An 18425-nucleotide genomic window follows, 5' to 3' on the forward strand; every position below is an offset into this window, starting at 1 on the left:
TAAAATTATTACTCTTTGTGAGCTTCGATTTGTTGTACCTCTTCGTCATCATCCTCATCATCTATATCGAAACTTGCTTTCGCAGGTCCGCTGATTCTTTCCTGTAAAGTCTGGAAAATGATAAACAATACCGGAATAACAAATACCCCTAAAATAGTACCAATTAACATTCCTCCTACAGCTCCTGAACCAATAGATCTATTTCCTACAGCTCCTGCTCCTGAAGCAAACATTAAAGGAAGAAGTCCTAAAATAAAAGCAAAAGAGGTCATTAAAATTGGTCTTAAACGCGCTACGGCTCCATCAATTGCAGCTTGTACAATTGGCATTCCTTTACGCCTTCTGTCTAAGGCAAATTCTACAATCAAAATACCATTCTTGGCCAGCAATCCAATCAACATGATTAGGGAAATTTGCAGGTAAATATTACTGTTTAATTTGAAAATAATCGAGAACAAATAAGCTCCTGCTAATCCAAACGGAATCGAGAATAATACCGCAAATGGTAAAATATAACTTTCGTATTGTGCACTTAATAAGAAATAAACGAAAACCAAACATAAAATAAAGATGAAAATCGTTTCACTTCCTGATGCTAATTCCTCACGCGTTAATCCTGAGAATTCGTATCCGTAACCTGCCGGCAATTCCTGCGCTGCAACTTCCTGAATAGCTTTAATCGCATCTCCTGAACTAAATCCGGGATTTGGAGCTCCTGTAATCGCAATAGAAGAGAAAAGGTTAAATCTTGAAATAGATTCCGGCCCGAAAACTCTGGTCATTTTTACAAACTCTGTAATTGGTGCCATTGTTCCTGCACTGTTTCTAACAAAGATTTTATTTAATCCTTCTGTATTGGTACGGAATTCCGGAGAAGCCTGAATCATAACACGGTATTGTTTACCGAATTTATTGAAATTCGAAGCATATAATCCTCCATAATAACCTTGCATTGTCGACAAAATCGTATTGATAGAAACACCTGCATCTTTCGCTTTTGCCAGATTTACATCCATCATGTATTGAGGGAATCCCGGGTTAAAAGGAGTTGTTGCATATTGTATTTCAGGACGCTGCGCTAATTTCGCTAAAAAGTCATTATTTACTTTAAAGAATTCAGCTGTTGTATGTCCACCTTTATCCTGTAATTGGAATTCGAATCCACCACTTTGTCCAAAACCCTGAATAGTTGGTGGCGAAATAAAGAAGATGTTGGCTTCTCTAATACCGCTTGTTTTGGCAAAAAGCTGACCAATTACATCATTAACACTTAGATCACGTTTTTCCCAGGTTTCTAATTTGATAATAACCATACTGTAAGCACTACCGGCTCCCGCAGTAAAGTTTTGTCCAACAATTCGAAGCGTATTTTTAACACCCGGAATCGTTTTGGCAATACTGTCAACTCTTTTGGCAATTACATCAGAACGCTCCATAGAAGCTGATGGGGGTAAACTAATGTTCGCAAAAACAGTACCCTGATCTTCCGAAGGAACGAAAGCTGAAGGTGTAGTTTTCATCATATAAAATAAAGCGGCACCCGCAATAACAATCGAAGCGGCAACGATCCATTTTTTTACAGAAAGAAACTGAACTGATCTTTTGTACTTTCCTGTTACATTATCAAACGCAACGTTAAACGCCGTGTAAAATCTTTGTAAATACGTTTTATGTTTGTGATCGTCAGCATGTGGTTTTAAAAGCAAAGCACACAATGCAGGACTTAAAGTCAAGGCATTAATTGCAGAAAGGATAATCGCTACAGCTAAGGTAATACCAAACTGTTTGTAGAAAACCCCTGTTGATCCTGTAATAAAAGTTACCGGAATAAATACGGCTGACATTACAAGTGTGATCGAAATGATCGCTCCTGAAATTTCATCCATCGCATCTATTGTCGCTTTTTTAGATGATTTGTAACCATGGTCTAATTTGGCATGCACCGCCTCGACGACCACAATCGCATCATCGACCACAATACCAATGGCTAAAACCAAGGCAAAAAGTGTTAGTAAGTTGATGGTAAATCCAAATAAATTCAGGAAGAAAAACGTTCCTACAATCGCTACCGGAACTGCAATAGCCGGAATTAATGTAGATCTAAAATCCTGAAGAAAAATAAATACTACGATAAAAACCAATATAAAGGCTTCGATTAAGGTATGAATTACTTTTTCGATAGAAGCATCCAGATTTTCGTTAACATCTACAAGAGTCGTATATTTTACTCCTTTTGGAAAAGTCTTTGCCGCTTCTTCAATCAGCTTTTTCGAATTGATAATTACATCACGGGCATTAGATCCCGGAGTCTGGCTAATTGCCATCGCCGTAGATTCGATACCGTTTGTTTTGGTTGTAGAAGCATAACTTAACGATCCTAACTCTACTTTGGCAACATCTTTTAAGCGTAATAGTTGTCCGTTTCCAACAGATTTAATTACGATATCACCAAATTCCTGAGCGCTTGTTAAACGCCCTTTGTATTTAATTACGTATTGAAAAGCCTGATTTCCGTTTTCACCAAATTTACCTGGTGCAGCTTCGATATTTTGTTCTGCCAAAGCAGCCGAAACATCACTCGGAATCAGTTTGTATTGTTGCATGATATCCGGTTTCAACCAAATTCTCATCGAGTAATCATTGGCACCAAAAACGGTTACATCTCCTACCCCAACAACACGCTGAATTTGCGGTACAAGGTTGATTTTAGCATAATTTTGAAGGAAAGTCTGGCTGTACTCGTTTCCGTCACTATATAAAGAGAAAATCAACAAGTTACTACTCTGGCTCTTTGTTACCGTTACCCCTGCCTGAGTTACCTCTACAGGTAATAAACTGGTGGCTCTCGAAACCCTGTTCTGAACGTTTACCGCTGCTAAATCAGGATTTGTTCCTACTTTGAAGAAAATTTTTATCGATGCATTACCATCATTGGTTGCTGTAGAAGTCATGTATGTCATGTTTTCTACACCATTAATTTGCTCTTCAAGCGGAATTACGATACTTTTTAAAACCACATCAGCATTCGCACCGGTATAACTTGCCGAAACGTTTACTGTTGGCGGCGCAATATCAGGATATTGAGAAATAGGCAGCTCAACGAGGCCTAAAATACCTAGGATGACAATAATAACAGATATTACTGTCGAAAGTACAGGTCTTTGTATGAATATTTTAAACATTTTTTCTTATTTTAAGTCGGCATATACTTTTTCTGCACTTTCATTATGAGCTTTAATTTCGCTTCCGTCTTTCAACGAAGCCACTCCTTCTAATACAATTTGATCTCCTGCTTTTAAGCCTTCTGTTACTACATAATAGTTTCCAGCCGGAGTTTCAAGTTTAGTGATAGGAACGTTTTTAGTTTTACCATCTTTACCAACTGTAACAGCAAATATTTTATCCTGAAGTTCGAATGTAGCGCTCTGAGGAATTAAAATCACATCTTTAACTTCATTCGGGATTCTTACAGTTGTGCTGCTTCCGCTTCTGATAATTCCTTTTGGATTAGGGAAACGAGCTCTGATATTTACCGATCCGGTTTCTGTATTTATTAATCCGTTTACGGTTTCAATACGCCCTTTTTCTTCATAAACTGAACCATCTGAAAGTATTAGTGAAACTGCTGGCAATTGTTTGATTTTTTCTGCTAATGAAGCTCCAGAAGCACTTTTAGTAAAATTAAGCAGGGCTTTTTCGTTCATTGCAAAATAAGCAAAAACGTTACCTATACTAGAAACTGTTGTAAGAGGTTCGGTCGTATTAGAACTTACCAAACTTCCTAAACGAAACGGAATAGAACCTACCACTCCATTTACCGGACTTGTTACTGTAGTATATCCCAAATTGGTTTTGGCATTTACTAAAGCAGCATTTGCCTGAGCTAATGATGCTACAGCAGACTCATATGTATATTGAGCCGATTCAAGGTCATATTTACTAATAATTCCTTTTTCTACAAGTGGTTTTACTTTGTTTACAGCCAGTTTTGCTGAACTTACATCTGCCTGAGCACTTTTTATGCTTGCTGCTGCTGTACGAACTTGTTGCTCATATTCAGGCGCATTAATTTTAAATAAAGGCTGTCCTGCTTTAACAACAGCACCTTCATCCACATAAATCTTATCAATATACCCCTCAACTCTCGGTCGGATTTCTATATTTTGCTGTCCCTGAATACTGGCAGGAAAGTCTGTATTTAATGTAGCTGATTTTGTCTCTAAGACCAGCGTTTTATACTCTTTGACTTGAGGTGCACCTCCGGCCTGAGCCGATTTATCATTTTTATTACCACACGATGCGATAATAACAGCTGTTGCGAGAATGCTTAAAAAGGATTGCTTATTCATTGTGAAAAATGTGTAATTATCAATTTATATCGAAACAAAAGAACTAAAATATTACGTGCAAAAATCTTACAATAGACGAAGACCTATACACAATCGATAGATATCAGATAAGAACCGATAGAAGCTAATATGCCATAAATAAACCCTTTCAAAGAGACTCGTCGGCTCTAAAATGGTTTTTACGGGTTCTGATTCTATTTTGGACGATTGGTATTAAATCTTTTATAAATATAATGTAATATTGTCATAAAATCACTATTTATAATGTCACCAAATTTTTTTAAACCATACATATTCACCGGATTACACATTCTAGCTTGGTTATTACTAGGGTTTACGCTCTTGTTTTATATACCCTTAACCTGGAATATTGTTCTGCCTTCCATTTTCTGGTTGTGGCAATCTGTGGTATTATTTTTTATGATTGTTATTTTTTATTCGAATGCCCAAATCATTGTACCAAGAACCATTATCAGAGATAAAATAAGTCCTTTTCTATTATGGGCCCTTTTTATCATTTTTGCCATGCAGCTTATTGCTTATGTTTATAATTACAATACAGATTTGCACAATAAACTGGCGGCTATTTTAGGTTTTAAAAAATACCGAAACGATTATTTTGATAATTATGTTTTCACAATAACACTATTGGTTTTAGGAATTAGCACGAGCTGGGCGATGTTGCATCATTGGCAAAAAGCCGCACAACACAAACAAAAATTGGAGCAGGATAAAACAATGGCCGAATTGGCAATGCTAAAAGCGCAAATTAATCCGCACTTTTTCTTTAATTCCCTTAACAGTATTTATTCGCTAACTTATACTAATATCGAAGATTCTCGTAATGCGCTTCATACTTTAAGCCGTATGATGCGATATTTACTTTACAGCACCGAAGGCGAAAGAACTACTTTATTAAAAGAAGCCGACTTCATGAAAGATTTTATAGCTTTAATGAAACTTCGTGCCAATAGTAAGCTAACGATAACAACAGATATTCCGGAAAAAATACACGATTACCCAATTGTTCCCATGTTGTTGTTACCTTTAGTCGAAAATGCTTTTAAACACGGCGTACATGCCACAGATAAAAGCGAAATACATATTAAACTAAGACAAAAAGAAAACAATCTTGAATTTGAAGTTGAGAATACTTTCTTCGAAAAAACATCAACAACAGATCATGGCGGGATTGGATTAACGAATACAAAACGCAGACTACATTTAATTTACCCTAACAATCATATTATGACATGTGGTGTTGATCAAAACGGTAAATACAAAGTAAACCTGCAAATAACTTTAGAGCAATGATGGTATTAAAATGTATAGCAGTAGATGATGAACCACTCGCATTAAGACTTGTGGAAACCTTTATAGAACAAACTCCTTTTTTAGAATTAACCTGCAGCTGCGATAATGCAGTTGAAGCAATGAGTTTGATACGCGAACAACAACCTGATATTGTTTTTCTGGATATCAATATGCCTAATTTAACGGGTATGGAGCTGGCCAGACTTTTGCAGGAACAACCGGGACCATTGCCTAAAATTGTTTTTACAACCGCTTACAATCATTATGCTATCGAGGGTTACAGGGTTAATGCTGTAGATTATCTTTTAAAACCTTTTAGTTATGAAGAGTTTTTAAGAGCCGCTAATAAAGTACTGCAACTGTCTGAAGAAGCATCCAATCAATATCATTCTGTGACTGCTGATGATGAATTTATTTTTCTTAAAGTAGAATATCAATGGGTTAGAATTTCACTAAAAGACATTTTATACATCGAAAGTTTAAAAGATTATGTAAAAGTTCATCTTGAAGATGCTCAGAAATCAGTAATGTCCTTAATCTCACTTAAAGCATTAGAAGAAAAATTGCCTTCCTCTAAATTTATGCGAATCAATCGTTCTTTTATCGTTTCATTAGAAAAGATAAATGCCATTAGTAAAAATTCGATATTCATTAATAAAACTGAAATAACTGTTGGCGAACAGTATAAAGAAACGTTTAAAACCATTGTAGAAAAATGGTTGAAATAATTATAATATAAGATACCATGCAAAAAAGATCAAACAAATACTACCTGACTTTAAGCCTAAAAGAGTATGCAAACGGCGATACAGAACCCGCAAAAGAACTCGGAATACAATTCGACAATCACGACGAAATATTTAATATCATTGAAAAAATAAAAGACAAAAATATTTTTGAAGATCCTAACGAAGCCACACAATTCGCACTTGGATTGAAATTGTTTAGTGAAGTAAAACTAAAAAATCGTAAAAATCCGCTTTTTGAAGAATTGAATGAAGTGTTTCCTATTTTCATGAAAAAACTAAAAAGTCTGTAAAAAAGAATCGCAATCTTGTTATTTCGATTTATATGATAAAAATATTTTTCAGGAGCTAATCCCGCTATACATTCCAATCTTTTGTGGCTCCCGATAGCTATCGGGACGCACACAAAAGGATTTCCACTGCTATCGGGGCTAGGGCAATCATTTTCATAAGAATGTTTTCGTCCAGTTTGTCATCCCGAGGAACGAGGGATCTCCATAAGTAGCTCGACAAAGATTGGCGATCCTCTTTACGGAATTCCGTGTGTGATTTCTCATTCTTCGAAATGACAAAACACACGAAAAACTACATAATAAAAAAAACGCCTCAATATCTGAGGCGTTTTTTATGCTTTATACTATTTTAAAATTAAGCTTTAGCTTTTCTTTTTACTGTACAACCAATTTCTTTAGTTTCAGTTATAGCAGGTTTTTGATTGCTTTTCAAGGATGCAATTACATCTTCGGCATATTTTATTTTCTCTGTTTTATTTCCTTCCGGATCATTATCGATTGCGCCTACATATTCTACGATGTTTCCTTTTGTTGTTTTAGAAACGATAAAAAGGTGTGGCGTATGTTTTGCCCCGTATTGATCTGTAACAACTTGTCCCTGATCGAATAAGTAAGGAAAAGGATATTTTTTGTCTTTAGCCAACTGTTGCATTTTGTCATAGGCATCCGCTTTAGACGCTTCCGGATCATTTGGGTTTATGGCAATTACAGGATATCCTTGTGGTTTGAATTTTTTATCCAACTCAATTATTCTTTTCTCGTACGCCACTGCATAAGGGCAAGTATTGCAAGTAAAAACCACAATAAAACCTTTTGCTTTTGGGTAACTGGCAAAAGAAACCTCTTTGCCATCAACATTTTTTAATTTAAAATCAGGTGCCGTTGCTCCTGCTTTAAGCGTTGCCGTTTGCGCCTGGGCAAATAAAATACTAAATACTAGTACTGTGACTGTAGTAATGAACTTTTGCATAATTTATAGTTTTTTATATTCAGTTAATAATTGTTCGTAGGTAAATTCAGATTCGATAAATGTTCTTTTATCTCCTTTAATAAAAAGTGTTGCCGGAATACTTCCAGACCAGTTTTTGTCGATTCGGTCAATATATTCCTGTGGGCTGCTTTCATTCAGTAAAAACACTTCGCTTTTCATGTTTTTTCTTTTCACAAACGGAATTACCGCCGATTTTAGTTTTGATTTAAAATCGACACTTACTAATAATACCGCCAGTTTTTCTGCTTTAAATTCGGCGTTTAGTTTTTCAAAATGAGGTAATTCTTTAATACAAGGCGCGCACCAGGTGGCCCAAAAGTTCACGACATACGTACTGTCTTTTCCGTTTTTGATTCTTTCATTCAACTCATCGATGTTCAACAACTTTACATTTTGACTGTAACCGCTCAAAGAAAAAGCGAATAAAACCAAAATAAAAATTTTAAAAGCAGGGATTTTCATACTCGTACTGGCTTAAAATTAAATTTGCCTTACAAATATAAATTAATGACCTTTTACTTTTTGTTAATAAAAGTTTAATAGCTAATAAATTTGAAATGAAGAAGTCAGGAAATAAAATTCTTATTCTGCGTCTACTCTAAACTGATAATTAAAATCAGCAGTATACTCAGGTTTTTCTGCAGAAGGTTTCAATACAAACTCAAAAGTAGGTTCCATACTTTCAATCTTTTCAATTTCACCTGTCGCTGTTTCAATTTCGATCAACTGATGGGTTAATCCTGCTAAAACAGCAACCGTATACCATCCGTTTGGTAATGCAATTGTAGCTTGTTTATATTTTTTCAAAGCCTCAACTTTAGCTTCGGTAAAATCTCTTAAATAAGGAATAGTGTAAAGATAAATGCTGCCATTGTTTACTTTTAAGCAATATCCGTCACGCTTATGCTGAAGTACATTTTCTGGTTTCATCAGCTCAGAAACATTTTCTGACAGATTGAAATAAATCGTATACGGATGGTTTTCAATTCCAATCATTGGCACCATTACTCCCTGCTCTACCGCCCTGTCTCCGGTTTCTTCGGTCGTAAATTCCGTAAGCAAATCATCAGGTAAATTATGCTGCTTTTTATATTGCAATAAATAATCCGGATCACCTAAAATAAAATAATCCATTAAATCATTTAATACTTCATCAAATTTATAAATTGGCATTATGATTATTTTTTAAAGATTACCTACCTAACTACTACATTTGTGTTGTTCACAAAAACAAGCAATTCCATATTATCCATTTTAGTAAGGGATAAAACACCATTTTTATTCTCGTTTATTGCGTTTATCCTAAAGCAATATTCATTTCCGTCTTTGTCCATTAAGGTTATAAATTCAAGGTTATCACTTGAATTATTTTGACAGCTATTCGAAATGGTATATCGATACATGACTTTAAAAGTATCCTTATCGTAATTGTACACTTTTCCGTCCTGACTAAATACCCATCTTGTGTTTCGGTTTTTATCCATATACCAGGTTCCGATAATTTTTTTTGATGTAGGATCTTCACTTTGATTCTGCCCAAAAACAGTTGGGATTTGTATTAATAACAGCAAAATTAGAAATAGTTTTTTCATATATAACAGGATTTAATTTAAACTTTTATTCTTTATATCTTATTTTTAAAAATCTTTCTTCTTACAAAAATAACATTTAAATAAACATTCAATCTGCGAAAGTAGATTTTGTTAAATCTAATGCATCTACAAATTCACTCTTCACTTTAATATTAAAATGAAAAATAGAATTGTAACAAAATATTAAGAATGTCGACCTATAAAAAAAATTAAAATTATGGATATCAAACAAAATAGCAACATGCTAAAAAATGAAGAAGTAAATATAAAGATTAAACTTGCTTTTCTCTGGGCAGCAGTAACCCTATGTTATTTGTACGGAGATTATTTTGAATTGTATGTACCTCGAAAAACAGAAGGACTTATTAATGGTGATAATTTGCTCGATTCACCAATGAAATTACTTTTTGCATCTATCTTGTTAGCGATTCCGGCTGTAATGGTATTTTTATCAGTCATCTTAAAACCTAAACTCAATAGAATTTTAAATATTTTGTTTGGAATATTCTTTACCGCTATAATGCTATTAATCGCTTTTACTTCTCTTACACCATGGAGATCGTTTTATGTGTTTCTGGCTCTTTTAGAAAGTATTATCACCAGCCTTATTGTAGTTTATGCCTGGAAATGGCCTAAGAATTAGTAACAAATATCATTCTGTAAATTATAATGAAATAATAAGTAACAAGGTTTTAAAATCGTAAAAGATTACCCCTCACAAAAAAACTCCAATTGTTTAAAAACCGGAATCAGGGATTTTCCTTTTTCAGATAAATTATATTCGATGTGAAGCGGTTTCAGTTTGATTACATTTTTATCTAAAATTCCAAAATCTTCGAGTTCACGAAGTGCCACGGCGATAGATTGTTTGTTAGCACCTTTAATGTCTCTTAAAAGTCCGTTGAAACGTAAAGGTCCCTGAACAGCCAACAAAAAAATTTGCGGTTTCCATTTGCCGGACAGTAATTTCAGAAGTCCTTCTGCCGGACATTCATTTTCTTTTTCGGATTTATTTTCTGTAGTCATATTTTTTAGACTAATTGACTTATGATTAAAGATGATCGAACTTCGCAGTAAAATTATAAAAATTAAAAACCGAAGCGTACATTTAAAACAGTTATTTATGAAAAGACTGTCGCTACTATTAATGGTGATTTACAGTTTTAGCTGTCAATCGCAAATAAGCTCAAATATGAATGAAAACAAAACAAATCCGTTATTGTGCGATCCCGAAACCGGAACATGCGAAATGCCTATTAATGAAAAACCGACTGAAAATGCTTCTATTACAACAGAAAACAAACCTGTAAAAATAGTCTATTATACAGATCCTATTTGCTCTTCTTGCTGGGGAATTGAGCCTCAACTGAGAAAACTAAAACTCGAATACGGCGATTATATCGAGATCGATTATCGAATGGGCGGCCTTCTGCTCGATTGGTCGTACAACAGTGGCGGAATAAGCAAACCTTCTGATGTAGCGCATCATTGGGACGAAGCCAGCTTGCATTATGAAATGCCAATAGACGGAAATGTATGGATTGAGGATCCGCTTGATTCTTCTTATCCTTCGTGTATTGCCATGAAAGCAGCGCAAATTCAGAGTAAAGAAAAAGCAGTAAAATTTATGCGAATTCTTCGTGAGCATTTATATCTCCACAAAAAGAACATTGCAAAATGGGAAAATATAGCCAAAGCTGCACAACTTGCTGATCTTGATATCCAAACATTAAAAACGGATTATGATGGTAAGGCAAAAATCCTTTTTCAGGAAGATTTAAATTATGCGAAAAAACTTGGCGTTCGTGGTTTTCCAACTTTGTTTTTTGCTGATGCAGATAACAATCAGTTAACTGTTTATGGTTCTAAGCCTTATGCTTCTTACGAAAATGCTTTATTAGCCTTATATCCGGAAGCCAAAAAGAAGCAATTTATAGCTGAGAATCCTTTATCTCTTTTTGAAATTTATCCCACATTAGCGCCTAAAGAATATGGTGTAATTTTAGATATATCGTATTCTGAAGCTTCTTTGATATTAGAAACATTATTCGAAAAAGGAGAATTAAATAAAAAATCGATCAAAAACGGTTCGCTTTATAGCAGGAAATAAACCAAAACAAAAAGTCGTAAAGAAACTCCTCTTTACGACTTTTTTATCATCTTAAACTTTTAAATTTCTCTCAATAAATTATTTTGCAATAAGCGAATCATCAGGATCACACGGAAAATAAATTGTGATTTCTGTTCCTTCATTCAGTTTACCAACTGCACGAATATTTCCGTTACAGGTTTGCATAATTTTTTTGCATAATGCCAGACCAACTCCTGAGCCATCGTATTTTTCGAGCGTGTGTAATCTGGTAAATATTTTAAAAATCGATTCGGCATATTGCTGTTCAAAACCAATTCCGTTGTCAGTAAAAGTTACCCAATGACAATACACTTTATTCGAATATTCGTTGATTTCAGGTTCTTGAGAAGCTGTTACTTTAATTACAGGAGGTCGGTTTATCGATGCGTATTTTAATGAATTTTGCATAATATTAGAAAACAGCTGCTTCATCAAAAACGGAACGGCATGAATTTCAGGAAGATTTTCGCACTCAACAATGGCTTTATTTTCCAGAATTATCTCTTTCATATCCTGCAATGTTTCCTCCATAATATAATTAAGGCTGACTTTCTGAAAGGATTCTATTGTATTTTTTATTCGGGTATATTTAAGAATGTCAATTAACAAATTTTGCATTCTGTTTGCCGATTTTGTAATTCGCTGTAACGAATCTAAAACCGCTATCGAAGGCGTTTCTGATGTATCTGATAATACTTTCGACGCTATAAGCTGAATCTTTCGCAAAGGCTCCTGCAAATCATGCGTACTAATCCAGTTGATGTTTTCAAGTTCCAGATTGGTTTCTCTTAATACATCACTTAAATTTCGGTATTTTTCTTCTTCATCGCTCAACATCAGCAATATAATCTGATTGTGAAGGAAATGCGCATAACTTAACGCCGCGTTTAGTTCCGGCTGTAGCCAAACCTCACTTTGATGTTTTATAATTTGTTTCCATAAATTAAATGAATTTCTTGGATGCAGTCCATTACTATCAATAATTATGGCTTTTTCAGGATCTCCCGCCCAATTGATAACCCCAACCGTTTCTGGTCTATACCAAATAATATTGTTGTCATTACCTAAAGAAAAATAAATAATGCCCGAAACATGCTCATAACTCACTAAATCAGGCACATGATTACTTAGTTTATTGGTACTAAAAGTTTTTCCGTATTCATTTATAGCGATGGCCGAAATAATCTTATTGATGTCCTCATCTGGTGGAGTGATTCCGTTTTTATATGTTTTATCTCCAATACAAATAGAAACTCCGGTTGCATTACAGAGTTTTAATAATTCAATATCGGCACAAATAATTTCAAAAGAATGTTGCTCCAGCGGAAGATTTAAAGCCGTTAATCGTTCCAGCGCCTTATTCGTTTTACGGGCAATCTCATATTCATCATTCAACTGTCGTAAATCGATCTGAGCAGTAATAAACTGCCCCTGAAGTTTGGCTGCCAATCGAATTTCCGGTGAAATATTTTTAGGTGAATAATGATGACAAGCTATAAGCCCCCATAATCTGTCGTGATGAATAAGCGAAATAGTTAATGTCGCCCCAACTCCCATGTTTTTAAGGTATTCAACATGAATGGGCGATGTGCTTCTAAGTGTTGAAAGACTCAGATCCAGATTTTTATTTTCCTGATCGTCGATTGTAAAAATAGGAACCGGCTCGTAACCAATATCAACAATAAGCCGCAAAAGATTTTTCATGTACAGTTCTCTAGCCTGAACCGGAATATCTGTATGCGGATAATGAAGACCCAAAAATGGTTCTAAATCCTCCCTGCAGCTTTCAGCAAAAACTTCACCATTATAATTTTCATCAAAACGGTAAATCATCACACGATCGTAACCCGTTATTTCACGTGTTCCTTCTGCAACGAGCGCGCACAACTCTTTTAGCGATCGCGTATTATTCATATTCGACACAAACTGAATCGTTTGCGCATAAAGATCTGCCATTTGTTCTTTGCCTCGCAATTGCGGTTCAGCTTCGAGCACATAAACAGGACCTGATTTATGTATTGCGATTTGAAATAATATTCCTTTTAATTGCAATTCGAGAGGAAAAACAGATTGTTCCTTTTGATTGTGTACATAATCATACAGTTCTTTTTGTGCCGGAGCTCCAAAAATTTCACTGAATTTACGACCTAGTATATCCTTATAAACCAGATCAAGAAACTCATTAATATTGGCGGTACAAAATTCAATTTTCCAGTCTAAATTAATTCCCAGCAAAAAACCATGAGGCTGAATGCTACCTGGAATATGTATGGGTTCATGCTCGCAATTTGTTAGTGTTACTATATCGCGGTTAACAATGTCCCTAATTTTCATTATTTTCCTGGGTCAAAAAATGATTATAAATACAATCAAAAGTATAGACTGCACCTTTTATGATGTCATCTTCGCATTGATTTTCGTTTTCATAAGCGGTAAGCTCATTCAAAAAAGTTTTCCAGTAACTTCCCGTTTTATTGCCATATCCTGTAAAATACGAAACTCCATTTTGCTGGTCCAGTCCCGGAATTGTTTCGATATTTTTTAAAATAAATCGTCCGCCAAGCGTAGAACCCTCTATTACATAAAGTATACCCAGTGCAAATGGAACATTTATATCCTGATTTTTAAAAATAGAAACAGATTCTTTTTTAGTGTAATTCAAAAAAGAAAGATCATCAGTAATTAATGGTGTTTTGGCTCTTTCTTCAAGATCTGAAATATGATTTTTAAGTAACGGAAAAACAATTTCCTGAGTACTTTTATGCACATCGTACATTAGAGATAAATAGTGGCAATAGTCACTTATTTTCATGTTTGGAGAAAGTATCGAGGCTGAAACCGGAAGGCTTTCTAACTTTTTGTGAGCTGAGGCAGTCTGATTTTTTAGTTTATCTAAAAAATCAACAGTTATAGAGGAATCCAAATTTTTAGTCATTGTAAATGGGTAAATAAAAATTAGTTTTTTGGAACAATATTGTAACCAATAATCTTAAATGTGTAAAAAATACAATTTATGACATTATAACAAAAGTAGCCTTTTTATTGGTTAAAATTTTAGAGTTCCATTTAAAACTTTCTTTATTTGAATGTATAACGATAAAAAGTTGTTAAGTCTTAAATTTAAACTTCTTCCAGAATTAATTCAGCAACGGCATCAATTGCTTGATCTACAATATCTTTTGGGCTTCCGCCAAAGGTAAAGCGGCTCGCGATCTCTTTGTGTGGAAAAATAATATGAACAAAAATAGTCCCAACTGGTTTTCGTGATGTTTCGCTTCCTCCCGGCGTAGTTAGTCCGGTCAGGGCAACACAAATATCAGACAACACATAACGATGAAAATTTTGCGCCATAAGTTTCGTCACCATCGCTGATTCTGCAGTATGCTTTTGAATCGTTCCCTGCGGAATTAAAAGCAAATCTTCTTTCATAGAAGTATGATAACAAACCATTCCTCCTATCAGGATTTGTCCCGAATTGATCACGGTAGAAAATTCGTAACTTAATTTTCCTGCCGAGGCACTTTCTACAAAACTAATTGTCCAATTCTTTTTTATTAAAGCCTGGCAACATGCAATTACTTTATCCGAAGCCATATTTATTGTATACATTAATTTATAACTAATTTTAATCTCCTGTCTCGCTATGAGGTGCATCGACGGGTTTAGATTGCGAAGATCCTTTTTGACGTAAAAAAATAGACAACACAATAATGGCAAATACCGATAGAAATTCACTTTGCCAGTTCTGAAAAGATTCAAACCAAAAACGGGAATCTCCCAGATAATCCACTAAAGAAAGTTGTGGATTTCCTTTTAAAATATTCATTTCATTTTCGTCCTTTAAACTTCCATAGAAATGAAGTATTAAAGAAGCAAAGAATAACAAAAACAAACTAATGGTCAGGGAGTTTTGATACAGCCAAAGCCAAACACCTCCTTTTTTAACGGGCCATGGCGCGCCTTTTCTGTTTGCCAAAGGTTCGCGATCGACTTTTTCATCACCATCAAAACCTTTAGATTCTGAGGATCCTTTTTGTTTTAGAAAAATGGTCAGCCAAACTAATAAACCCATTTGCAAAAACTCGCTTTCCCAGTTCTCAAAAGTAGCTTCTATGAAATGTCCGGTGGTCAGATAATTACTCATCGTAACGGCATGACCACCGTTTTCTATAAGCTCCTTGTTGTATTCTTCTATACCAAAAAATATCTGACCTATAAAGGCTCCGATAAAAAGCAACAGAAACACAATTGACAAACTGTTATGGTAGAAAAACTTTTTCATTTCCTGCTTATTAGAAATTACATTCCATTAAAGTATTACTCATTAAAACCTTATTCTTTTTTTAATAATTCTTCTCTTTCCCAGAAACGGTGTCTTCCCATTGCTTTTATAAAAGAAGTAGCCAAAGCTTTATCTCCTATTTTTTCGCTGGTTAAAATTCCCGCATCTTTGTGCATATCATCTTTTAAAGGAAGAACCTGAACACCCTGACCTTCGGCAGCGATAAACTTACAATGATGGTACGCATCTTTTATAAATTCACCCACTTCCTTCTTGTTTTTAAGCGCCAAAATTCCTTTTCCTGCCGGAATAAATACGGCATCAAACAATACCGAAGCCGCGATAAGATAACTTTGATCTACCGGAATTTCAAGACCTTCCTCAGACACTATTGTTCCTAAATGTGGTGCAATAATTACAGCTTTTGCTCCGGCATCTTTCAATGCCAGTTTCATTGTTTTTATCGATTCGGCATTTACACCTTCTGCGCATAAAAAAGCAACTTGTCTGGTCGCAATAGTATTTGATATCGTTGGGTTTTTCAGCATACTCAAAGCGTCTGAATTTTTAACCGATTGCTTCACCTCTTTAGGTTCTTGTTTTCCGTTATCATCCGCTCCTACTCCGTGATTCATTGGTTTTTCTGGAGTAGCGGGTACATTCATCCCTAATGCTTTACCCACTTTTGCTGCCAGATTTTTATCGATTTGAGAAATTAATCCCAACATACGTTCTCTGATAGCTTTGGTTTCTACTTTTCCAAGTTCAAAAGACAATGCATCGCCAATATGATTTTGCTCTATTGGTGTCTGACTATTAAAGAATAATTTTGCCTGACTAAAATGATCCGAGAAACTTTCGCTTCTTTCACGTACTTTTTGAGCATCGATTCGTTCATTAAAACTGCTAAAACCTCCTTCGTCTATTTTGGCCTGAAATGGACAACCTCCACCTAACGAATTCGGATGATAACTTACACGTCCCGTTGGAATTTCCTGACGCATATGTCCGTCACGCTGATTGTTGTGCATTGGCGCAACAGTACGGTTAATTGGAATTTCATGAAAATTAGGACTTCCTAATCTTGATAATTGAGTATCTGTATAAGAAAATAAACGTCCCTGCAATAAAGGATCATTCGAAAAATCGATTCCCGGAACTACATGTCCCGGATGAAAAGCAACTTGTTCTGTTTCTGCAAAAAAGTTATCCGGATTTTTATTCAATACCATTTTACCAATAATTTGTACCGGAACCAGTTCTTCCGGAATTAATTTGGTTGGATCTAAAAGGTCAAATTCAAATTTATGTTCATCGGCTTCAGGGATAATTTGTACGCCTAATTCCCATTCAGGAAAATTTCCGCCTTCAATAGCTTCCCATAAATCCTGTCTGTGAAAATCGGAATTTTTACCTGATATTTTTTGAGCTTCATCCCAAGCTACAGCATGAGTTCCTAATTTAGGTTTCCAATGAAATTTTACAAAATGAGATTCATTGTTTTTATTGATGAATCTAAACGTGTGAACTCCAAAACCTTCCATCATTCTTAAACTTCTCGGTATTGCTCTATCGCTCATAACCCACATAATCATGTGCATCGATTCTGGCATTAGGGAAATGAAATCCCAAAAAGTATCGTGCGCAGAAGCTGCCTGAGGCATTTCGTGATGTGGTTCCGGTTTTACGGCATGTATTAAATCAGGAAATTTCATGGCATCCTGAATAAAAAATACAGGCATATTGTTTCCTACCAAATCATAATTTCCTTCTTGTGTGTAAAATTTAACCGAAAATCCCCGTACATCGCGTGCTAAATCTGTAGAACCTCTAGAACCTGCAACAGTCGAAAAACGCACAAATACCGGAGTTTTAATGCTTTTATCGTTTAGAAAACCTGCTTTGGTATACTTTTCCATCGAATTGTATAATTCAAAATAGCCGTGAGCGGCAGAACCTCTTGCGTGTACAATTCTTTCCGGAATACGTTCGTGGTCAAAGTGGGTAATTTTTTCCCTAAGGATAAAATCTTCCAATAAAGACGGGCCTCTTTCGCCTGCTTTTAATGAATTGTTGTTGTCATTAATTTTCACACCCTGATTAGTGGTTAAAAATTGATTTTCAGCATTTGATTTGTTTACTTCTAAATCTCTTTGTTTTTCATCAGCATGATCCTGACTTGGTTTCTTTGAATTTTTCATTTTTTTGATAGTTGTTTAGGATTTTTAAAATGGTTTAAAAAAAACAGCTTTCCTTTTCATTTAATGAGAGTCATTAAAGTAGTTATCGAAAAGTATAAACTGTAACAAGCCTCACAAATGTAGGTTACAACAAAACCAATTTCTTACAGGATTACACCTAAACATTACATCATTTAAACATTTGATTATCAGATACAAAAAATAAGTTTTAATTTCAAAAAGATATAATTTTATATACCTTTAAAAGTTATAGAATTAAAAATAAAACTTACATTATATAGTGCTGTTAATTATACAATGAGATGTAAGTTTTCTGTAAGAATTAATAAGGTAATCAGGGCTAGATTTGTAGTATAACAAACTAAAAAAAATATCATGAAAACTACAAATCAAAAAGATGGCGGCGCTTCGACTTCAGGCGCAAAATCTACAGACAAAAAAATAGATAAAAAAGAAACTTCTCCAAAAAGAGAATCGAAACCAACCGATAAAGACACGAAGAAACCTTCGACAACAAAAAAATAAT

At 34.8% G+C, this 18425-nt stretch carries 18 protein-coding genes; 6 read left to right on the top strand and 12 right to left on the bottom strand.

Annotated features, from left to right (window positions below):
* Positions 1 to 8: 8 nt before the first annotated feature.
* Both L0669_RS18410 and L0669_RS18415 read right to left on the bottom strand, forming a co-directional pair.
* Positions 9 to 3182 carry an efflux RND transporter permease subunit gene (locus tag L0669_RS18410; protein WP_263759275.1) on the bottom strand — a complete coding sequence of 1058 codons (3174 nt, stop codon included), beginning with the start codon at positions 3180 to 3182 and terminating at the stop codon, positions 9 to 11.
* A gap of 6 nt (positions 3183 to 3188) precedes the next feature.
* Positions 3189 to 4349 (bottom strand): efflux RND transporter periplasmic adaptor subunit, encoded by a 1161-nt coding sequence (locus tag L0669_RS18415; RefSeq protein WP_263759276.1) that lies wholly within the window; start codon positions 4347 to 4349, stop codon positions 3189 to 3191.
* Positions 4350 to 4613: 264 nt separating this feature from the next.
* Here L0669_RS18415 and L0669_RS18420 point away from each other — a divergent pair, with 264 nt between their 5' ends.
* From L0669_RS18420 to L0669_RS18430, 3 genes are read left to right on the top strand one after another with little or no spacing between them, the layout of a single operon-like run.
* Positions 4614 to 5663 (top strand): sensor histidine kinase, encoded by a 1050-nt coding sequence (locus tag L0669_RS18420; protein WP_263759277.1) that lies wholly within the window; start codon positions 4614 to 4616, stop codon positions 5661 to 5663.
* Positions 5660 to 6391 (top strand): LytR/AlgR family response regulator transcription factor, encoded by a 732-nt coding sequence (locus tag L0669_RS18425; RefSeq protein WP_263759278.1) that lies wholly within the window; start codon positions 5660 to 5662, stop codon positions 6389 to 6391. Before L0669_RS18420 ends, L0669_RS18425 begins: the two co-directional genes overlap by 4 nt.
* A gap of 17 nt (positions 6392 to 6408) precedes the next feature.
* On the top strand, positions 6409 to 6702 hold the full coding sequence (locus tag L0669_RS18430) for a DUF3861 domain-containing protein (protein ID WP_173970148.1): 294 nt from the start codon (positions 6409 to 6411) through the stop codon (positions 6700 to 6702).
* Positions 6703 to 7057: 355 nt separating this feature from the next.
* On the opposite strand, the gene L0669_RS18435 is transcribed toward L0669_RS18430, so the two are convergent.
* The 4 genes from L0669_RS18435 to L0669_RS18450 form a co-directional block, all read right to left on the bottom strand.
* A complete protein-coding gene (locus L0669_RS18435; protein WP_263759279.1) occupies positions 7058 to 7672 on the bottom strand; it encodes a thioredoxin family protein in 615 nt (204 codons plus the stop codon).
* A gap of 3 nt (positions 7673 to 7675) precedes the next feature.
* Positions 7676 to 8155 carry a TlpA family protein disulfide reductase gene (locus L0669_RS18440; RefSeq protein WP_263759280.1) on the bottom strand — a complete coding sequence of 160 codons (480 nt, stop codon included), beginning with the start codon at positions 8153 to 8155 and terminating at the stop codon, positions 7676 to 7678.
* Positions 8156 to 8275: 120 nt separating this feature from the next.
* Entirely contained in the window at positions 8276 to 8866 is a 591-nt protein-coding gene (locus L0669_RS18445) for a hypothetical protein (protein ID WP_263759281.1), read from the bottom strand.
* Positions 8867 to 8889: 23 nt separating this feature from the next.
* Positions 8890 to 9285 (bottom strand): hypothetical protein, encoded by a 396-nt coding sequence (locus L0669_RS18450; protein ID WP_263759282.1) that lies wholly within the window; start codon positions 9283 to 9285, stop codon positions 8890 to 8892.
* Between the two features lie 217 nt (positions 9286 to 9502).
* Here L0669_RS18450 and L0669_RS18455 point away from each other — a divergent pair, with 217 nt between their 5' ends.
* Complete coding sequence (locus tag L0669_RS18455) at positions 9503 to 9928, top strand: DUF6326 family protein (protein ID WP_263759283.1); 426 nt, start codon at positions 9503 to 9505, stop codon at positions 9926 to 9928.
* A gap of 65 nt (positions 9929 to 9993) precedes the next feature.
* Here L0669_RS18455 and L0669_RS18460 read toward each other — a convergent pair whose 3' ends face one another.
* Positions 9994 to 10311 carry a winged helix-turn-helix transcriptional regulator gene (locus L0669_RS18460; protein ID WP_263759284.1) on the bottom strand — a complete coding sequence of 106 codons (318 nt, stop codon included), beginning with the start codon at positions 10309 to 10311 and terminating at the stop codon, positions 9994 to 9996.
* Between the two features lie 166 nt (positions 10312 to 10477).
* Here L0669_RS18460 and L0669_RS18465 point away from each other — a divergent pair, with 166 nt between their 5' ends.
* The gene (locus L0669_RS18465; protein ID WP_263763966.1) at positions 10478 to 11395 is read left to right on the top strand and encodes a DsbA family protein; all 918 of its coding nucleotides are present in this window, start codon (positions 10478 to 10480) and stop codon (positions 11393 to 11395) included.
* Between the two features lie 78 nt (positions 11396 to 11473).
* Here the strand turns inward: L0669_RS18465 and L0669_RS18470 are convergent, their stop codons facing one another.
* From L0669_RS18470 to L0669_RS18490, 5 genes are all read right to left on the bottom strand, one after another.
* Complete coding sequence (locus L0669_RS18470) at positions 11474 to 13750, bottom strand: ATP-binding protein (RefSeq protein WP_263759286.1); 2277 nt, start codon at positions 13748 to 13750, stop codon at positions 11474 to 11476.
* Positions 13740 to 14351 (bottom strand): biliverdin-producing heme oxygenase, encoded by a 612-nt coding sequence (locus L0669_RS18475; RefSeq protein WP_263759288.1) that lies wholly within the window; start codon positions 14349 to 14351, stop codon positions 13740 to 13742. The genes L0669_RS18470 and L0669_RS18475 overlap by 11 nt, the downstream gene beginning before the upstream one ends.
* A gap of 185 nt (positions 14352 to 14536) precedes the next feature.
* A complete protein-coding gene (locus L0669_RS18480; protein ID WP_263759289.1) occupies positions 14537 to 15025 on the bottom strand; it encodes a CinA family protein in 489 nt (162 codons plus the stop codon).
* Positions 15026 to 15041: 16 nt separating this feature from the next.
* A complete protein-coding gene (locus L0669_RS18485; protein WP_263759290.1) occupies positions 15042 to 15698 on the bottom strand; it encodes a DUF6766 family protein in 657 nt (218 codons plus the stop codon).
* A 50-nt stretch (positions 15699 to 15748) separates the two neighbouring features.
* Entirely contained in the window at positions 15749 to 17899 is a 2151-nt protein-coding gene (locus L0669_RS18490) for a catalase (RefSeq protein WP_263759291.1), read from the bottom strand.
* Positions 17900 to 18274: 375 nt separating this feature from the next.
* Between L0669_RS18490 and L0669_RS18495 the strand changes: the two genes are divergently transcribed.
* Positions 18275 to 18424 (top strand): hypothetical protein, encoded by a 150-nt coding sequence (locus L0669_RS18495; protein ID WP_263759293.1) that lies wholly within the window; start codon positions 18275 to 18277, stop codon positions 18422 to 18424.
* Position 18425 lies beyond the last annotated feature (1 nt).

The sequence above is a fragment of the Flavobacterium bizetiae genome, assembly GCF_024271895.1.
Lineage (GTDB): Bacteria > Bacteroidota > Bacteroidia > Flavobacteriales > Flavobacteriaceae > Flavobacterium > Flavobacterium bizetiae.

Coding starts and splice junctions, on each gene's coding strand:
- L0669_RS18410 (WP_263759275.1), bottom strand. CDS start 3,182: ATGTTTAAAATATTCATACAAAGACCTGTACTTTCGACAGTAATATCT.
- L0669_RS18415 (WP_263759276.1), bottom strand. CDS start 4,349: ATGAATAAGCAATCCTTTTTAAGCATTCTCGCAACAGCTGTTATTATC.
- L0669_RS18420 (WP_263759277.1), top strand. CDS start 4,614: ATGTCACCAAATTTTTTTAAACCATACATATTCACCGGATTACACATT.
- L0669_RS18425 (WP_263759278.1), top strand. CDS start 5,660: ATGATGGTATTAAAATGTATAGCAGTAGATGATGAACCACTCGCATTA.
- L0669_RS18430 (WP_173970148.1), top strand. CDS start 6,409: ATGCAAAAAAGATCAAACAAATACTACCTGACTTTAAGCCTAAAAGAG.
- L0669_RS18435 (WP_263759279.1), bottom strand. CDS start 7,672: ATGCAAAAGTTCATTACTACAGTCACAGTACTAGTATTTAGTATTTTA.
- L0669_RS18440 (WP_263759280.1), bottom strand. CDS start 8,155: ATGAAAATCCCTGCTTTTAAAATTTTTATTTTGGTTTTATTCGCTTTT.
- L0669_RS18445 (WP_263759281.1), bottom strand. CDS start 8,866: ATGCCAATTTATAAATTTGATGAAGTATTAAATGATTTAATGGATTAT.
- L0669_RS18450 (WP_263759282.1), bottom strand. CDS start 9,285: ATGAAAAAACTATTTCTAATTTTGCTGTTATTAATACAAATCCCAACT.
- L0669_RS18455 (WP_263759283.1), top strand. CDS start 9,503: ATGGATATCAAACAAAATAGCAACATGCTAAAAAATGAAGAAGTAAAT.
- L0669_RS18460 (WP_263759284.1), bottom strand. CDS start 10,311: ATGACTACAGAAAATAAATCCGAAAAAGAAAATGAATGTCCGGCAGAA.
- L0669_RS18465 (WP_263763966.1), top strand. CDS start 10,478: ATGAATGAAAACAAAACAAATCCGTTATTGTGCGATCCCGAAACCGGA.
- L0669_RS18470 (WP_263759286.1), bottom strand. CDS start 13,750: ATGAAAATTAGGGACATTGTTAACCGCGATATAGTAACACTAACAAAT.
- L0669_RS18475 (WP_263759288.1), bottom strand. CDS start 14,351: ATGACTAAAAATTTGGATTCCTCTATAACTGTTGATTTTTTAGATAAA.
- L0669_RS18480 (WP_263759289.1), bottom strand. CDS start 15,025: ATGTATACAATAAATATGGCTTCGGATAAAGTAATTGCATGTTGCCAG.
- L0669_RS18485 (WP_263759290.1), bottom strand. CDS start 15,698: ATGAAAAAGTTTTTCTACCATAACAGTTTGTCAATTGTGTTTCTGTTG.
- L0669_RS18490 (WP_263759291.1), bottom strand. CDS start 17,899: ATGAAAAATTCAAAGAAACCAAGTCAGGATCATGCTGATGAAAAACAA.
- L0669_RS18495 (WP_263759293.1), top strand. CDS start 18,275: ATGAAAACTACAAATCAAAAAGATGGCGGCGCTTCGACTTCAGGCGCA.